The sequence below is a fragment of the Aurantimicrobium sp. genome (genome assembly GCF_036667855.1).
Taxonomy (GTDB): domain Bacteria; phylum Actinomycetota; class Actinomycetes; order Actinomycetales; family Microbacteriaceae; genus Aurantimicrobium.
This window is the reverse complement of sequence record NZ_JAVWTF010000001.1, coordinates 99,707-114,749: the sequence shown is the minus strand read 5'-3', so window position 1 is coordinate 114,749 and position 15,043 is coordinate 99,707. Positions and strand designations below refer to the sequence as shown.

General features: G+C 41.5%; 26 protein-coding genes. All 26 read right to left on the bottom strand.

Annotated elements, in window-relative coordinates; all coding sequences use genetic code 11:
* Positions 1-22: 22 nt before the first annotated feature.
* On the bottom strand, positions 23-886 hold the full coding sequence (locus RR877_RS00570; RefSeq protein WP_332627366.1) for a 2OG-Fe(II) oxygenase: 864 nt from the start codon (positions 884-886) through the stop codon (positions 23-25).
* A 62-nt stretch (positions 887-948) separates the two neighbouring features.
* Positions 949-1,275, bottom strand: a complete 327-nt coding sequence (locus RR877_RS00565) for a hypothetical protein (protein WP_332627365.1) — start codon at positions 1,273-1,275, stop codon at positions 949-951.
* A 36-nt stretch (positions 1,276-1,311) separates the two neighbouring features.
* Complete coding sequence (locus RR877_RS00560) at positions 1,312-1,662, bottom strand: hypothetical protein (protein WP_332627364.1); 351 nt, start codon at positions 1,660-1,662, stop codon at positions 1,312-1,314.
* Positions 1,640-2,146, bottom strand: coding sequence for a dihydrofolate reductase (locus tag RR877_RS00555; protein ID WP_332627594.1), 507 nt, complete (start codon positions 2,144-2,146; stop codon positions 1,640-1,642). The genes RR877_RS00560 and RR877_RS00555 overlap by 23 nt, the downstream gene beginning before the upstream one ends.
* Complete coding sequence (locus RR877_RS00550) at positions 2,146-2,559, bottom strand: hypothetical protein (RefSeq protein ID WP_332627362.1); 414 nt, start codon at positions 2,557-2,559, stop codon at positions 2,146-2,148. Before RR877_RS00550 ends, RR877_RS00555 begins: the two co-directional genes overlap by 1 nt.
* A complete protein-coding gene (locus RR877_RS00545) occupies positions 2,540-2,767 on the bottom strand; it encodes a hypothetical protein (protein ID WP_332627360.1) in 228 nt (75 codons plus the stop codon). Before RR877_RS00545 ends, RR877_RS00550 begins: the two co-directional genes overlap by 20 nt.
* 42 nt (positions 2,768-2,809) lie before the next feature.
* On the bottom strand, positions 2,810-3,793 hold the full coding sequence (gene nrdF / locus RR877_RS00540) for a class 1b ribonucleoside-diphosphate reductase subunit beta (RefSeq protein ID WP_332627358.1): 984 nt from the start codon (positions 3,791-3,793) through the stop codon (positions 2,810-2,812).
* Positions 3,783-4,103, bottom strand: coding sequence for a hypothetical protein (locus tag RR877_RS00535; protein ID WP_332627357.1), 321 nt, complete (start codon positions 4,101-4,103; stop codon positions 3,783-3,785). Before RR877_RS00535 ends, nrdF begins: the two co-directional genes overlap by 11 nt.
* A complete protein-coding gene (locus RR877_RS00530; protein ID WP_332627356.1) occupies positions 4,096-4,431 on the bottom strand; it encodes a hypothetical protein in 336 nt (111 codons plus the stop codon). The genes RR877_RS00535 and RR877_RS00530 overlap by 8 nt, the downstream gene beginning before the upstream one ends.
* Before the next feature lie 17 nt (positions 4,432-4,448).
* Positions 4,449-6,581: a class 1b ribonucleoside-diphosphate reductase subunit alpha gene (gene nrdE, locus RR877_RS00525; RefSeq protein ID WP_332627355.1), complete on the bottom strand. Its 2,133-nt coding sequence runs from the start codon at positions 6,579-6,581 to the stop codon at positions 4,449-4,451.
* Positions 6,565-6,972 (bottom strand): class Ib ribonucleoside-diphosphate reductase assembly flavoprotein NrdI, encoded by a 408-nt coding sequence (gene nrdI, locus RR877_RS00520; RefSeq protein ID WP_332627354.1) that lies wholly within the window; start codon positions 6,970-6,972, stop codon positions 6,565-6,567. The genes nrdE and nrdI overlap by 17 nt, the downstream gene beginning before the upstream one ends.
* On the bottom strand, positions 6,969-7,190 hold the full coding sequence (locus RR877_RS00515) for a glutaredoxin family protein (protein WP_332627353.1): 222 nt from the start codon (positions 7,188-7,190) through the stop codon (positions 6,969-6,971). The genes nrdI and RR877_RS00515 overlap by 4 nt, the downstream gene beginning before the upstream one ends.
* A 163-nt stretch (positions 7,191-7,353) precedes the next feature.
* Positions 7,354-7,878, bottom strand: coding sequence for a hypothetical protein (locus tag RR877_RS00510; RefSeq protein WP_332627351.1), 525 nt, complete (start codon positions 7,876-7,878; stop codon positions 7,354-7,356).
* A gap of 153 nt (positions 7,879-8,031) precedes the next feature.
* Positions 8,032-9,213 carry a hypothetical protein gene (locus tag RR877_RS00505; protein WP_332627349.1) on the bottom strand — a complete coding sequence of 394 codons (1,182 nt, stop codon included), beginning with the start codon at positions 9,211-9,213 and terminating at the stop codon, positions 8,032-8,034.
* Between the two features lie 28 nt (positions 9,214-9,241).
* On the bottom strand, positions 9,242-9,598 hold the full coding sequence (locus tag RR877_RS00500; protein ID WP_332627348.1) for a hypothetical protein: 357 nt from the start codon (positions 9,596-9,598) through the stop codon (positions 9,242-9,244).
* A 28-nt stretch (positions 9,599-9,626) separates the two neighbouring features.
* On the bottom strand, positions 9,627-10,373 hold the full coding sequence (locus RR877_RS00495; protein ID WP_332627347.1) for a hypothetical protein: 747 nt from the start codon (positions 10,371-10,373) through the stop codon (positions 9,627-9,629).
* Positions 10,374-10,406: 33 nt separating this feature from the next.
* On the bottom strand, positions 10,407-10,781 hold the full coding sequence (locus tag RR877_RS00490; RefSeq protein WP_332627346.1) for a hypothetical protein: 375 nt from the start codon (positions 10,779-10,781) through the stop codon (positions 10,407-10,409).
* 2 nt (positions 10,782-10,783) lie between these two features.
* Positions 10,784-11,194: a hypothetical protein gene (locus RR877_RS00485; protein ID WP_332627344.1), complete on the bottom strand. Its 411-nt coding sequence runs from the start codon at positions 11,192-11,194 to the stop codon at positions 10,784-10,786.
* Complete coding sequence (locus RR877_RS00480; RefSeq protein WP_332627343.1) at positions 11,194-11,511, bottom strand: hypothetical protein; 318 nt, start codon at positions 11,509-11,511, stop codon at positions 11,194-11,196. The genes RR877_RS00485 and RR877_RS00480 overlap by 1 nt, the downstream gene beginning before the upstream one ends.
* 295 nt (positions 11,512-11,806) lie before the next feature.
* Positions 11,807-12,061, bottom strand: coding sequence for a hypothetical protein (locus RR877_RS00475; protein ID WP_332627341.1), 255 nt, complete (start codon positions 12,059-12,061; stop codon positions 11,807-11,809).
* Positions 12,062-12,072: 11 nt separating this feature from the next.
* The gene (locus RR877_RS00470) at positions 12,073-12,432 is read right to left on the bottom strand and encodes a hypothetical protein (RefSeq protein ID WP_332627339.1); all 360 of its coding nucleotides are present in this window, start codon (positions 12,430-12,432) and stop codon (positions 12,073-12,075) included.
* The gene (locus RR877_RS00465; RefSeq protein ID WP_332627337.1) at positions 12,429-12,770 is read right to left on the bottom strand and encodes a hypothetical protein; all 342 of its coding nucleotides are present in this window, start codon (positions 12,768-12,770) and stop codon (positions 12,429-12,431) included. Before RR877_RS00465 ends, RR877_RS00470 begins: the two co-directional genes overlap by 4 nt.
* Before the next feature lie 9 nt (positions 12,771-12,779).
* Positions 12,780-13,157, bottom strand: a complete 378-nt coding sequence (locus RR877_RS00460; RefSeq protein WP_332627336.1) for a hypothetical protein — start codon at positions 13,155-13,157, stop codon at positions 12,780-12,782.
* Between the two features lie 128 nt (positions 13,158-13,285).
* Entirely contained in the window at positions 13,286-14,077 is a 792-nt protein-coding gene (locus tag RR877_RS00455; protein WP_332627335.1) for a tRNA(His) guanylyltransferase Thg1 family protein, read from the bottom strand.
* Positions 14,078-14,188: 111 nt separating this feature from the next.
* Positions 14,189-14,587 (bottom strand): hypothetical protein, encoded by a 399-nt coding sequence (locus RR877_RS00450; RefSeq protein WP_332627334.1) that lies wholly within the window; start codon positions 14,585-14,587, stop codon positions 14,189-14,191.
* Positions 14,559-15,032: a hypothetical protein gene (locus RR877_RS00445; RefSeq protein WP_332627333.1), complete on the bottom strand. Its 474-nt coding sequence runs from the start codon at positions 15,030-15,032 to the stop codon at positions 14,559-14,561. Before RR877_RS00445 ends, RR877_RS00450 begins: the two co-directional genes overlap by 29 nt.
* Positions 15,033-15,043: the final 11 nt, after the last annotated feature.

The window sequence follows — 15,043 nt, the reverse complement described above, 5'->3', positions numbered from 1 at the left end:
GTATTCAAAACATAGATAAAAATTAGATTTGTTTATCTAAAGATCTAAACCACTTAGTAGCAATCCATTTTGTACCTTCAATAACTGGAGCACCAGCATGAAGCGTCTTACTCTGGGGCGTAGGGTTAGGGTAAGAGAAGAATAAAGCACTGCCTCTCTTACAATGAACGTGAAGATTCAGTTCAGGAAAGTAAGTGGTTCCGCCTCTTACTGGATCACCGAGATAGAGAATCAATGTAGCGACACGTTCACCGACCCCTCTTACGAAAGTACTACCATCAGCAAAGAAATCGTGGTGTGGTTTGTATTGTTCACCGATACGATATCTCAACACTTGCAAACTATCTGTGTCGTGGTTGTTCCAGTTAAACAGAAGACTAATTCTATCTTCTACATTCTTAACGATATCATCTTGCCCTTTGATGAGTCCAGTGCTATCACTGGTTCTATAATCGGACAAAGTAGATTGACCTTGTCCGTGTACTGCAACAGTACTCTTAGTCAAACTAACTGTAGCTAAATCAATCAAATGTTGGCATTCAATTGGATCGAGAAGATTCTCCAGTAAGATTACTTCTGGATTTTCCATGGACATCACAATGTTGACTTCTCTTCCATCTACCTTCAGTACATTGTGTTTTTCTTTCATCTGTTTGATGTACGGGTTAATGGTAGAAATACGAACGTTGTTAACTGCTACAGTTTCAGCTAAAGCTCCTTTAGCCTGATCATTCATCGCTATAACTAAATTGATGAGTTCTTTAGAATCTTGAATAGATAAACCGAACTTAGAGACTAGGTCACTAATGATAGCTGTATCGGCTTTAAATTGGGCTAAGGCGGTTCCAATGAACTGATGGTAGTCTGGTGTGAGTTTGGCTGGCATTTTGATTCCTAACGGTCATAAAAAGGGTATCCAAAGGATACCCTTTAAATGTTATTTATGCATTATTCTGCATCAACAACCGTACCATTGAGTTCGATAGATTCAGGCTCCATAGCCAGAACCGTAACTTCCAAAGTACCAGTCAGGGGAGCAGCCAAGCCACCACCCGAAACAGTCAGACTCACGGTAGCAGTACCGGGGGCGACAGGGGTTACCTTACCCACGGTATTACCAGCACCAGAACCAACCACGGTAACGAATTCGCTACCAGCAGTCACCGACCAAGCGTACGTAGCACCAGCAGGGGCAGCCACGGCAGCACCGAGTTTGTCCTTGAAGACCACATCGATGTTAACCAGCTTACCTGCAACGTCAACTGAAACAGCCATAATTAACTCCTAGTTATAACAAAAAAGAAATGTTGATTAAGGATTATCCTCTACCGATGATTCAAAATCAACAGCAGTAGGTAATTCTTCACCGATCAACACAGTGAAGGTATTAGTCAAAGTGACAGGACGATCATTATCAAAAGTATCCTTGAAAGCGACCGTACAAGTAACTTTAACAGTACCCTGTTCTCCAGATGCATTGGGAGCAATCTTTCTAATAGTCCCGTCTCCTGGAGTAATTTCGGAGATCGTAGCAATCACTGGATTGTCGATAGCCCATGTAAATACTGCATCCGCTGGAAATGGGAGTTTAGTATTCTCTGAGTTTTTTCCGACCACAGTGAGTGCCAGAAACTTCCCTTCAACAGGTATTAGTACTGACATAGTTATCACTTCTCTCGTACTTTAATATATTAAAATTGATACCAGTGTTAGATCGATGGGATGTTTTTGAAATCATTTTCCATTCATCCGCAAGATCTTCGACGGTAGTATCGCCTTCATAGTTATTAAGTACTTCGGTAACGACAACTGTATCTGCGACCTTTAAAGCACGTTTAATTACGTTACTGCCCCCAATAAACCAGATGTCTTTCCTTCTATAGAAAGCTTCGTTAGTTGCTTCCAGGATAGAACGTGAAGTAATAACTTCTGGATGATAAAGTGACGAGCTAGTTAATACGAGGTTTGTTCTATTAGGTAGGGGTTTAATTGGGAGAGTCTCCCATGTCTTTCTACCCATGGCTACTACACAATCTCGTGTAGTTTCTTTAAAATGCTTTAAGTCTTCTGGTAAATGCCAGGGAAGATTTCCTTTATCTCCAATGACATTGTTCAGACTCCTAGCATAGATAACACCAACCTTCATCACTGATTCTCAATGAACTTCTTGATGCCTTTAGCATCCGCCAAAGCGTTGTGTGGTTGTTCACTTGGAGCATCCACACGTTTGAGAACAAAGCTGAGTTTATTCGGTGTGTCTATACAAACACCCGGTGCAACGATCATTGCTTCACAAAGGTATTTGATATCATCTGGCCAATCAGCAACCACTACCAAGTCTTTATATTTGGTAATGAAAGCTTCAAGTTTCTGTTTGAAGTCGTGTGGTGCAATGGGTTCTTTGTTCAGGATAGGTATTACATTCTCTGCCACCCATGGAACAGGATTAGGGCAACCCAGTACTTCGTAGAAATAGTTATTGTCATCAATAACTAAAGCCAATGAAATCAGGTCACCTTTGTAACCGTTGAATTCACAATCAAGATACGCTACTGTCATTTTGATTCCTCTCAATTTTCTTCAGGTTGATTTCTCTGATACGGTTCTCTATATCAGAAATAGAACATCTCATCCAGTCTAGCGTTGGTCCTTGTGCCTCACCATCATCCATATATGGTAATTCTTCATGAGCAACACAGAGCAGTCTTCTCAACTTACGCTCGTCTTGACTAGCAGGTATTCCATCCGATCTTTTCTCAGTGGTCATTCTAGTCTCCAAACATAAAGGGAGGCCGAAGCCTCCCCTTACTTAGTTACCTCTCCAACCTGCCCAATCAGCATCAGTTGTAGGTTCGACACGCAGCATTGCGTATGCTGAACCACCACCAGAGAAGAAATCGTGGGTTTCATCTCCAGCAGGAACCAATGATGCCATGACAGCAGGGTTGACCTTACAGATCTCCGGTGGGAATATAGGATCGAAACCCATATTCATCAATGCCTTGTTAGCATTGTAGTGGAGATAATTGGTAACGTCCTCAGTCATACCCAGATCATCGTAGATGCTTCGAGTATATTCGATTTCGTTTTCATACAACTCCATCAGGAGTGAGTATGCTTTGTCTCGGATTTCTTCTTGACGTTCAGGAGTGAGTTCCTTAAATGCCAGTTGGAATTTATATCCGATGTAATGACCATGCACACCTTCGTCAGACAAGATCAATCGAATCATGTCAGCGGTGTTAGTCAGTTTACCACGACTCGACCAATAGAACGGAAGATAGAAACCAGAGTAGAACAGGAATGATTCCAGCAATACACTAGCTACCTTACGCATCAATGGGCACTTACCATCGTAGTAACTCAGGATGATCGTTTGTTTCTTGATGAGTAGCGGATTCTCACCAGTCCAACGGAACAGATCATCGATCTCTTCTGAGCTACAGAGAGTGGAGAAGATACTGGAATAGCTCTTAGCATGGATAGCTTCCATAGCTGCAATGAATTCCAGATTAGCATCCTCGTGAGGAGTACGCACATCTGGCTTCATCGAGAGAGCACCAACTTGTGATTGAACGGTGTCGAGCAAAGTCAGTCCAGCAAAGACTTCCATCGTCTTACGCTTTTCAAGATCAGTGAAGGTTCCCCACGACATAATGTCATTAGAAACTGGCACACGTTCAGGCAACCAGAAGTTGCTAGTCATGCGATTCCATACTTCAAGATCTTTAGGGTCTTCAACTTTATTCCAATTGATAGCTGGAATAAGTCTTGGAGTTGTGTTATTTTCCATTTGAAAGCTTTTCTCTTTCTGCATTCAGGCGATTGATTTCTTCGTCTATCTTACTAATCTTATTACGCCTAGAGATTTCCTCATCGGTAAGTGTTAAATCAGACAGATCTTTGAGCCTAATATATTCACCATTATCATCCGGTAACATACTAGGGGAAGAATGTCTATCAACATAACCTACCTTAAAGCGTCGTAGATTCTTAATAGCAGCTAAAAGATCCTTGTACTTAGTCTTGATTCTAAGTAAAGATTGGTATTCATCCTTAGGGATTGCTATGTTATTCGAAGAAGGTGTATAACCGTCATGCATTGTTTACTGCCTGATATGTTTCTTCGAAGATGTCAGGTTTACAGGGATAGAACTCGCCCTTGGTTCCCTGAATAATCCAATCACCCTCAGTTGCGATGTGTTCAACTTGATGGGAGCTTCCAGGCGCACCGTCTTCCAAAGTTAGAATACGGACTTGAGCTTTAGACTTTCCATCTTTAGCTTTCATTGGAGTTCCCATGTTAGCACCAACCCAATCAATCAATTCTTGACTAGTTGGATATGTGAACTGCATAGCACGGACTCGGACTGGCTTCTTGACGAATTCACCAACTCCGGGCGGTAGTTTATCGATCTCAATAACTGACATCTTCGTTTCCTATTTGATTAAACAGCGCAAGACACGCAACCTTCCACTTCAGTTCCCGACAGAATCGACTTACGCAGACGAACATAATAGATCGTCTTGATACCTTTACTGCGTGCGTAGATCTGCATTTTGTTGATGTCACGAGTAGAGACACCATCATGCAAGAAGATTGTCAGGGACAATCCTTGATCAACGTGAGGTGTAGCAGCAGCGTAAACATCGATAACAGCCTTGTAACCAAGCTCGTATGCATCAACGAAGAACTCAAGGTTATCGTTGGTCATGTGTGGAGCAGGATAGTAGCTACGACCAGTCTTACCTTCCTTACGGATTTCAATCTTAGCAGCGATTGGGTGAATCGAAGCTGTCGAATTGTTCACATAAGAAATAGAACCAGTTGGCGGGATAGCCATGCGGTACTGGTTGTACAAACCATGCACCATTACCAGATCACGAAGAGCTTCCCACATTTGCTTGGTAGGAACTTCGAAACCATATTCAGCAAACAGTTTTCTGATTTGCTCGGTTTGTGGTGTCAGATCACGATTGAGGTATTTATCAAAATAAACACCGCTAGCGTAGTCGGACTTCTCAAAGCCTTCGAATGTTTGCTTCTTCTCTTGAGCAATCTTGCAACTCGACAGAATCGAATGATAATTCACTGTCATGAAAAACAGATCAGTGAAGTCAATGGAGGCTGGACTACCATACATGATACGGTGATGTCCAAAGAATCCATGGAGGTTCATTGCACCCAAGCCAATAGCATGGGACATTTTGTTACCATTATCAATCGAAGGAACACAAGCAATGTTCGATAGATCAGAAACCTTAGTCAAGGCACGACATGCAACTTCAATAGTCTTACTGAAGTTAGGTGAATGGAATGTCTTGAAAACGTTCAGTGAACCGAGGTTACAAGAAACATCTTTACCAACAACCTTGTAGCTGCCGTCTTCGTTCATTTCCGAATCCGTCTGTACTTGCAGGATTTCACTGCAAAGATTAGACATACGGACATATCCATCAATCGGATTAGCGGCGTTGACCACGTCTTCGTTCATGATGTAAGGATAACCAGATTCACCGTTAATCTTACCGATAGCTTCCAACAGCTTACGGGCATTAACCTTCTTCTTACGAATCCCCTTATTAGCTACGAGTTCATGATACCTTTCGGTAACATTGATCATACTCAGAGGAATACCATACAGACGCATCACGTCATATGGTGAGAACAGATAAAGAGCTTCGTTCTTCTCACACATCTCGTACAAGATGTCTGGAATAACCACACCAATACTCAAGGTCTTGATGCGAACTTTCTCATCGGCATTTTCTCGTTTGGTGTCGAGAACAGCCATAATGTCAGGGTGACACGCATGGACATAGACCGCACCAGCACCGTCACGTTGTCCAAGCTGATCAGCATAACCAAAGCTGTCTTCATAGAGCTTCATGATGCGGACTAAGCCAGCCGCAGCACCATCAATGCCTTTAATAGGGGCACCAGCCTCACGAACGTCGGTCAAGCAAAGAGCAACCCCGCCGCCGCGTTTAGACAATTGGAGGGCAGATCCAATCGAACGTGCAATCGATTCCATGTCATCTGGGACATTAATCAGGAAACAACTTACAGGTTCACCACGTTGTTTACGACCAGCATTCAAGAACGTAGGAGTTGCTGGCTGATAACGGCCAGAAATGATCTCTTCAGCGTAATCAAATGCTTCTTCAGTACTGCCATCGCCCAAATAAAGGGCAGACATAGCCACACGATCTTCCAGACGTTCTAGATAACGTTGGCCATCGTTGGTCTTCAATGCATACTGTTTGTAGAACTTGTAAGCACCCTGAAAAGACTCAAATCGGAATTTATGCGCATAAACAGATTTGAATATCTTCTTGATATCTTCGTATGAATACTTATCGAGAAGTTCCTTCTCGTAGTACTTATTATCGACCAGATAATCAAGCTTTTCCTGAAGATCATGGAAGAACACCATGTTCTTATTCACATGTTGCAGGAAATATTGTCGAACAGCAATCTTATCCTTGTCAAATTGAATTTGACCGTCTTCACTTAGCAGGTTAAGCATTGCATTGTAGGAGAAGTAGTCTTCTGCTACATTACTAACTGTTTGATCCATTTTCGATCCTCAATTGTTTCTGAATGATTTCTTGTACATTTGAGACATCAGTTGGAGTACCTGATATCTCGAATTGATACAATAGTCTAGTCCTGAAGAAATGACTAACAACTTTAGCAGCTATACAGAACTTGCTACCGAAGTCAGTATTCCCTCCACCAATCACACCACGCATTAAGCTACTGTTTTTCTTATTAGCTAAGAATCTATTAACAACTTTTGGTATCGCTGTCTCAACAGTATCCCCGTAACTCGGTAAGATAAGGATAAATGGTTCATCTATCTCTACCTCACACGTACCATTCAAAGGCAGTCTAATATTTTCAATATTAAGTTTTTGAACGAAACGATGGGTGCTTTCGGATTTACTAGACCAATAAACTACTTTCACAGAGCACCCAACAGGTCAGGACGGAACCCAGACCAGTGCTTTTCACCAGAAACAACCACAGGAACTTGTCTATAGCCCAGATCCGTAACGGTCTGTGCTGCTTGTTTATCTTGGCTGATGTCAATTACCTCAAAAGCAATGCCCCTTTGTTCCAACTTTTTCTTCGTTTGGGTACATTGAGGGCAATTTGGCTTTGAGTAAACTGTTACATTAGACATCTTCGTTTCCTTTGAATTGGTTAGTTAGTGAGAAAAAAGGGGTTTTGGGTTTTCCCCTTCATGCAAAGGATTTAGTGATAAACTTTATTTATTGACAAAAAACAAAAAATGAAAAGAATCATCATAAAGAGAGACCCGTAGGTCTCTCTTTTTATGGTCTTCTTTACAGAATCAGGCAGTTTTTCTTATCGATTCCACAGGAATCTTGGCACCCAATGTGGATGACTTTATGTTTACCGTCAATTTCCATCGTACGGGGCTTAGAAGTGCAGTAGTCAGCTACGTCTTCCAGATCCACATGGATCTCCCATGGAGGGCACTTGACGTGTTCTGGATGGTTTCCGTAGTACTTCCAACCCAATACCTTACCGCCATTGCGGATTACCTTCAGATAATACTGAAGTTCATGGAACTGACCACCCATTTTGATAACACCGTTGGCATCAATGGAGAACCATTCGCCTTGTTTACCGATGTAGAAACGTCCGTCAACACATTCATAGGAACCAACATTCTTGTATCCAGAGGGCTGGATATGCTTACGCATCCAATCTGGAATGAAGATGTGTTCCTTCAGCAACACCCCAGTCGCATTATTGGGGTAATGGAAATAACCTTTTGTCTCATATTCCATCCACTTACGAATATTATTCATAGCGTCGGAATCAGTATAAATTGTAACTTGCATGATGCTTACCTTTTAAAATGTCTAATAGTTATCAGTTAATAGACTGGTTAATTTTTACTAAGTGAATCTTAGCTCACTTTTACTATATATTGCTATAAACTTTTTATTTAAGCAAAAAAGAAAAGCACCCGAAGGTGCTAATCTTTTAGGTTATTAACCTACGTCTTCATTTGCTTCAGTAGATTCAACCGGTGTTTCAACAGGAGTAGATGGTTCACTCTGGAAGAGTTTATCCATTTCCGTCGAAATCATAATGGCTGAGTCGGTAAAGTTAGTGAAGGCATAGAGTTGTGCCATGCCATTGAGAGCACCATGAATGTGGTCAATATCTTCTTCCTTATCCTTGTTCAATTCAACGAACTTGGACAGGACTCCGATATCTGTTTCAGTCAAAGGTCTCAGAGCCGCCATCTTCAGGAACACATACTGAATGCATTCCTTCATATCAGCAGGCCGGAATGTAACCGATGACCCCAGAACATCACTGCTCAGTGTCATCAGTTTACGAGTACTGAAATCCACAGACTCGGTTTCGAATTCCTTAGCAAACAGATTATTAGCCACCATCAAGACGGCAACACGGATGGAAGTAGCGTCTGGCAGTTCAACATTATCTTCCGCCATCAGTTCATTGATACGACGGACGAAGTTTTCATTGACCAGACTACTGAACTTCTTGAAGATCACAATGTCGATCAAACTGATCAGGTCATTGGTGAACAATGGGTTATTCGCTGCAATGTAACTTGCAATCGAATACATCGTGGCTTCGTGCTCTTTGGCATTGAGACGTTTCACCCACTCTTCTTCGGACTGACCCTCGAACTTGTGGTAGGGATCGTATTCCGAAGTTTCTTGAGTGGCCTTTTCTTCCTCGACCTTTTCTTGCATAGCCTTTATGGCTGCTTCTTCGGCACCGGTGAAAGCACGGAAACCTGGTGGGAAGTGTTGCTCTACTACCTCTTGGAGGACAGTAGAATCAACTATTGGTTTTTGTGTATCAGGGTTGATGGATGTTTCATCCACTGCCGGGTGGCCCAGGACTTCGATTTCGATGTTACGAACCCAAGTACTGATCTTCAAGAACTCTTCACGCATTCGATTGAATGCTTCACCGTTACCACTATCAACTTGCTGGTTCAGGTAGTTGAGAATGGTGATACGGGCAGAGGACAAATCGATGAGTCGTTCTTCAACTTCACCAATGATACCGGAAATGTACTCATCTTCTTCTACCATGTGACCGGTACGTGGAGATGGAACCATTCCGATTGTTTTTGAGATTTCACGAGTCTGCTCGATAAAAGACTCGATTTGTTTTTCACGGAATTCCATGATGATTCCTTTTACAGTATGGAACTGATTACGGTTGCACGTCGGCGCGGCTGGTATTGACGTAGAATCCACGTCGCTTGAACTCGTTTACCAAGTAGTTCAGAACCACATCAACGTGAGAGATGTGATTATGAAACTCAGATCCGAGAACAAGTTTCTTGTCGTTCAGTGCTCGTGCCACCATCTCATTGAGTTGTGGCATAACTTTATCGCTACCCAGGCTTACAGAATTCTGGAACCAGCGATTGTATTTGTTATAAGCGAATTGGCGTTCGCTTACACTGTCCATTGGGTAAGTCATCCCCAACGGCCGAGCATCTAGATTGATCTTCGTGGAATTGTGGACAGAATTACCCACCACGTCGATGTTAATCACTTCGGTCATGATAGTATCCTTTCTTTACATAACACTCTTATACAAGAGGCGGAGTGGTAGTGTCAAGGTCTCCAATCATCTTGACAAAGCTATCGTCCTGTACATCCTTTTTAGCTAGGACATCAAATACAGAGACGACCATTCGGTTTTGGAAGTACGACAATGTGTAAGTGAAGTATTCGCCAATGCCCACCACCTTAGCTTCGACGATCTTCTCTCCACGCTGCACATAAACCAAGTCACCGATAAAAACTTCTGGCTCCTTATCTTTCATAAGCTTGGCGCGCAGAAGTTCCATATAAACCCGAATAACAAGTTTCGGGTCCAAGCCAAAGACCGCACTACGGTCATTAGCTCGTCCTGTTCGAACGAAAGGACTAACGTCTTGCCATATATCGACGAGACTCCATGTTCGTTCTTGATTCTCGATGTATTGGTGTTTAAAGGTTTCCCAAAGACCGGTGTATTCTTTGGTCAACTTACCAACTCGATTACCATCGAGATGTTTGTTCAGTTCATCTTTGATACCTTCCAGTTGTGATTCATCTGCAATCACAAACATTGGAACTTGTTTTTCAACACCGGAACCCTTGAAGGTCAGATCCAGGCGGTGGATCTTGGGAAGGTTCTCCAACATGTTGGACCACGAACGGCCAACTGATCCGAATTCGAATTCGGCAGAACCCATATAGTCACCATCCAGGAAACGTCCAATAGTTGGAACGTTATTTGCTTCCTTTTGGTTTACTTTGTCTTTTGTCTTGTAACGTTGAATGTAGTACATTTGGATTTCCTTTTAAAGTGTACTTTTTTAATATTAACTGATCCAGGCGAAAACAAAATAATTATTTTCGAAATCCAGTTTCTGAATAATATCTGTTAGAGCTTCGAGTACTTCTTTGTACCTATCTTCAGTATCAAGCATTAAGAAGTACTCTCGTCGTTCAATTAAAGTGGAGAGTTTACTCTCCAACTCTTCTTTATTATAGAGATAATAATCACATTGATTATGTGGAATAATTTCTGTGAAAATATCTCGACTAATCGAGTTTTTTCTGAAATATTTAAGATGTTCAAATTCCGAAGAATTAATCTCGTTATACTCAATGACTGAAAGCTTGTCACAATCAAGGATACTTTTCTTATCAGCTATTGATTTTGGAATCGAATAATAATCTACATCTAATCCCATATCTATCCTTTCAATCCAAAGAATTCGTTCAGTAATTCTGATAAAGCTCTTGCTTGGTTTACTGGTGTGCTGGCAAAACAATCTGTCAACACATAACCTGCATCCGCTGCTCGCTCCGCAAGCTCAAACACTAGGTCTATATTCTCAGCCATCCAAAATGTCCAGAGTTGTTTATAACCCTTATACAGTTCTTCTGGAGACTTTCCATTGGCTGGTCGGAAACCTTTTCCTTTACGCCAATCCAATCCGATAGGATCGCAACCCTTACCGAATTCATCTGTACATTGATAAAGCACTTCAATAGTTAGATTATCAAAGCGCTTTATCTTTGCAGAGAAGGCGGAGAAACGTTTGTCACCTTTCGATGATACTTCGTAACCGCCTCGTCTAGCCCACGAATATGGTTGATCCATTAGTCGTCTTCACCCAAGATGATGTTTCCATCTTCTTGAATAGCTTCGAGTGGACGACCAGTGTTACCGTATTCAGCAATCCAGACAGGAGTACTGTCTTTGATTGTGTAGACACCACCCTTGTATCCATGGAGTGTTGAACCCAACAGCTTCTCACAGATATCCAATAGAATACCTGCTTCCATGGTGAGACTGGAATCAATCTCAAAAGCAAGCTGCTCATGGTAACCACGATAGCTATGTGGATTAGCCAGTTTGTAAACCGGAATCCGTGGATCAAGCCTCTTGAGGGCTTTAATCATTTCAGCCAATGTCATTTTTGTTTTCCCTTCTTGGTTAGAGACTGTTCTAACTTATCCAAACTCTTCAACCAAAAGTCTGCATTCTCACGCAAAGCCGTGACGTTAGGTCTTCTAGCCATTATTCGAACACTGTCCAAAGTCTTCGGTAAAAAATCCCTGATCATCTCAGAGACTAGACACATATTACTTATAGCACATGTGGTAGAAACTTCATAGCTAGCAGCTACAGACACCGATGTCTCACCTCCAACGATTCGTCGGAAGATATCGTGTTTTTCCTCTCGTGTAAAGTTCTTAGCCATTCTTCACACTAAGAGAGTAGAGCAGTATCGACTTTAGGACGAGACTCTTTATTCAGAGTTTCAGATTTACCCCAGCAGGTTTTGCCGTCAGTGAAGCCAGCAGAAATCAGTTCACGGAATTGACGTTCCCAATTCCGATTATCGCCTACTTTGATATAGCTCAGAACATTATAGAAACTATCATGGTCAAGTCCTTTATCAAAGATAAAGATTTGTTCTGGACCTTCTTTGGTCTTGGTAACCACATATTTCATTTCACGCATCGTTGTTCCTTTTAAGTTGATGCTACGAGAGAATGGAGTTCATCAGAACTCTTGCAGATGATCGCCTTTTTATTGGGACCATCAGGATTGCGGACATGAATGGTTCCGTCAGCTTCACAACTGAGAATGAAGACTTTCAGTTTACGTTTATTGGGAGACGGAAGCTCAGACAGGGTATAAACAATGTTATTGTTGCTACCCAGAGTAGCTACAGGAATGCTGTAGTTAGCCGGAATGTGATAGAGAAGGTGATAAGCGCTATCACTAGTCTTTGGGAAAAGTTTACCGGCTTTGTTCCAATCGCGTAACTTATCAAGTTCGACATTGAAGTTCCCCATCTTGAAGATTGCTGGATCTGTTGCTACGGTCATTTTGTACTTCCCTGTTGTTTGGCTACTTCTTCGAGATGTTGCTTCACGATAGTTTCACCGCTATCTGGTACACTCTTGAGGAACTTTTCAATATCCTCAGTCGTGGCTGTACCTTCTTTAATCGAACGAAGCCACCACAATGCTTGCATTCGATGTCGATCATATTGAAGAGCCAGATTACGCCAAGTAATAAGACGGTCTTGCTTCTCGGCAACTTGCTTTTCTAGATCTGTTACTAAACCATAGAGCTTATTAAACTCTACGGCACTTACAAAAATACCCTCACCAATAACCGAATGTAGTGGGGTCTTTCCATCGGCAGCAGTAGCCTTTACCATGATGGTCTTTTAAAGGGTATTGCTAGACAGTGCGTCTATACGACGGATAGCAACTGGACCAATAGATTGATCAGGCAACGTACCGAGAACCACCAGATCGTCGATTCTCAGTTCAGAGAAGTTCTTGGTGAGACGACGCAGGAAATCTGTAGGTATACCAATATCAGGACCACTACGTCCACGGATAATGGCCATGTCAGTTTTACCTTCTTTGAAGAACTGAGTGATAATGCCATGCGATCCAATGAAGGGACGTTCGAACGGATAGAAATGACTTTCAGGTGCCACTGCCGCAACATCAACTTCTTCTACAACAACTTGTTCTGTGGCCACTTGTTGTTCTGCTACGGGTTTCTTTCCGAAACCACCATCAATAACATTCGACATGAAATACCTTAAAAGTTAGGTTATAGAGATAGGCACGATACTAGTACCAACGACATGATATATTGTTATAATAATTTTATTGCAACATAAAGAGAGTCCTATTATAGGACTCTCTAATATGATTTCTATTAAATAAATATACGTTTATTTCTTTCGTCAATACTACTATTAGTAAATGACTCAGGTTGAACCTCAGTAATATATCTACTGAATTCCTCACCTTCTAAATGTACTTTCTTTCGTTTGATATAAATGCCATTCTTGAATTTAGAATCGACATTATCCCAATCGAATTTATGTACTTCTTTGATAATACGAATTCGTTCAACGAAAGTCTTATTATCAATATCTTTACTAATACCTAAATGGCTACTAATAGCAATGATGCATTTCTTGGTATTTTCTCTCTCAGCCCATAAGAGAGCATTACCAGTCTCTGTTCTATTAGGTACTCTAAAGATAGTGACATCGAAAGTTGGATAGATACCTCTATCGTAGAGATCATCAATGTCGTTGGAGTTAGCTAGCTTCAAAGAAAAATGACTAGCAGCAGCACTAGTAATAGCACTAACTAGTTTCTGTTTCTTACCGCCATAATCAAGCGGTGTCTTCTCTGTACCATGAAGTACTAGTGTGATCTCACCAACACCGACATGTGCATACTTAGCTTTAAAGGTGTTAAGCAGATAAGTAGCAGTTTGTTGTATTAGATCGAAACCAGCGGTATCAAATGGTTGCTCGAAAACTTTAGAGAAGCGTCTAATGTTTTTAAAAGAGACTCGCACTAATAGAACACTATTTGATGGATTGAATGCCTGATCTTTCTCTTGATCTTGATAGTAGGACATTCGTTCATAAAGACACATTCTACTTTTTTCTTTAGTAGTCAGTGGTTGACCGGGTATGGGCTTTTCTTTCATCGCTGTCACCTTTAAGTTACTGCATAATAACCGTATTATACACATAATGTTTTTTGTTTATTTTATTTATCATTACTACGGCATAAGAGAGGGGCATCCCCCTCTCTCCTTTTATGATGTCAATAGAGCATTTCTGTTTCTATGAATCCATGCGCGATCAGCCCTGTCTTTGTTTCGCTTAGGGATGTCTTTCTTCTTCATTCGAAGGACACGATGTAAGAAATAGTTCAAGTGCTGCTCTTCATTACACTTGGTAGTCATCATGTAAGCAGCATTGTGTTTCTCACAGTAATAGAACTGACCTAAACTCTCTGGCTTAAATCCGATACTGTGTCCTGGGAATACAATACGACCATTGTCGCTCTTGTATGAAGGAGGTGCATGGGTAGCAAACTTATCTTCTGTCAGGTCGTAGGAGAACGTAATCACACGCTCATCCTTAGGAACCTTAGATGTCAGAACATGCCACTCCCGGTCACCTTCAATAATGCTCTTCAGTTTTGTTGCCATTTTCGTTACCTTTGGAAGCGATATATCGAACACGCGGGATACCACGCAAACAATCAATAGGCATCACACGTAGTTCATACCAAGCATCAAATGCTGCTTTTAAGACACAATCCAATTCAGCTTGCATCTCTTTAATGGTGACATCAAAGTTATTAGGTTCAATGGTTGTACCATTGTCTTTCCTGGCCTGTTCAAACAATTGGCCAAGAGTCGTTTCTTTGGTAAGGGACATGTCTGTTACTTTCTTTTTGCCGAGTAGACTAAACTCTTTTTGTGTCCAAGTTATCAAAAAAGAAAAAGCAGCAAAAAGAACCACCCACCGAAGTGGATGGCCTTTATGCGTTTGATGATTCCTTGCTGTCTTAGTAAAGAGATTTTCAGAAGAAGAATCTATTATTGAAGATAGTATTAATAATAGATGATCTATATTGATAACTCTTAACATTCCTCACCGAA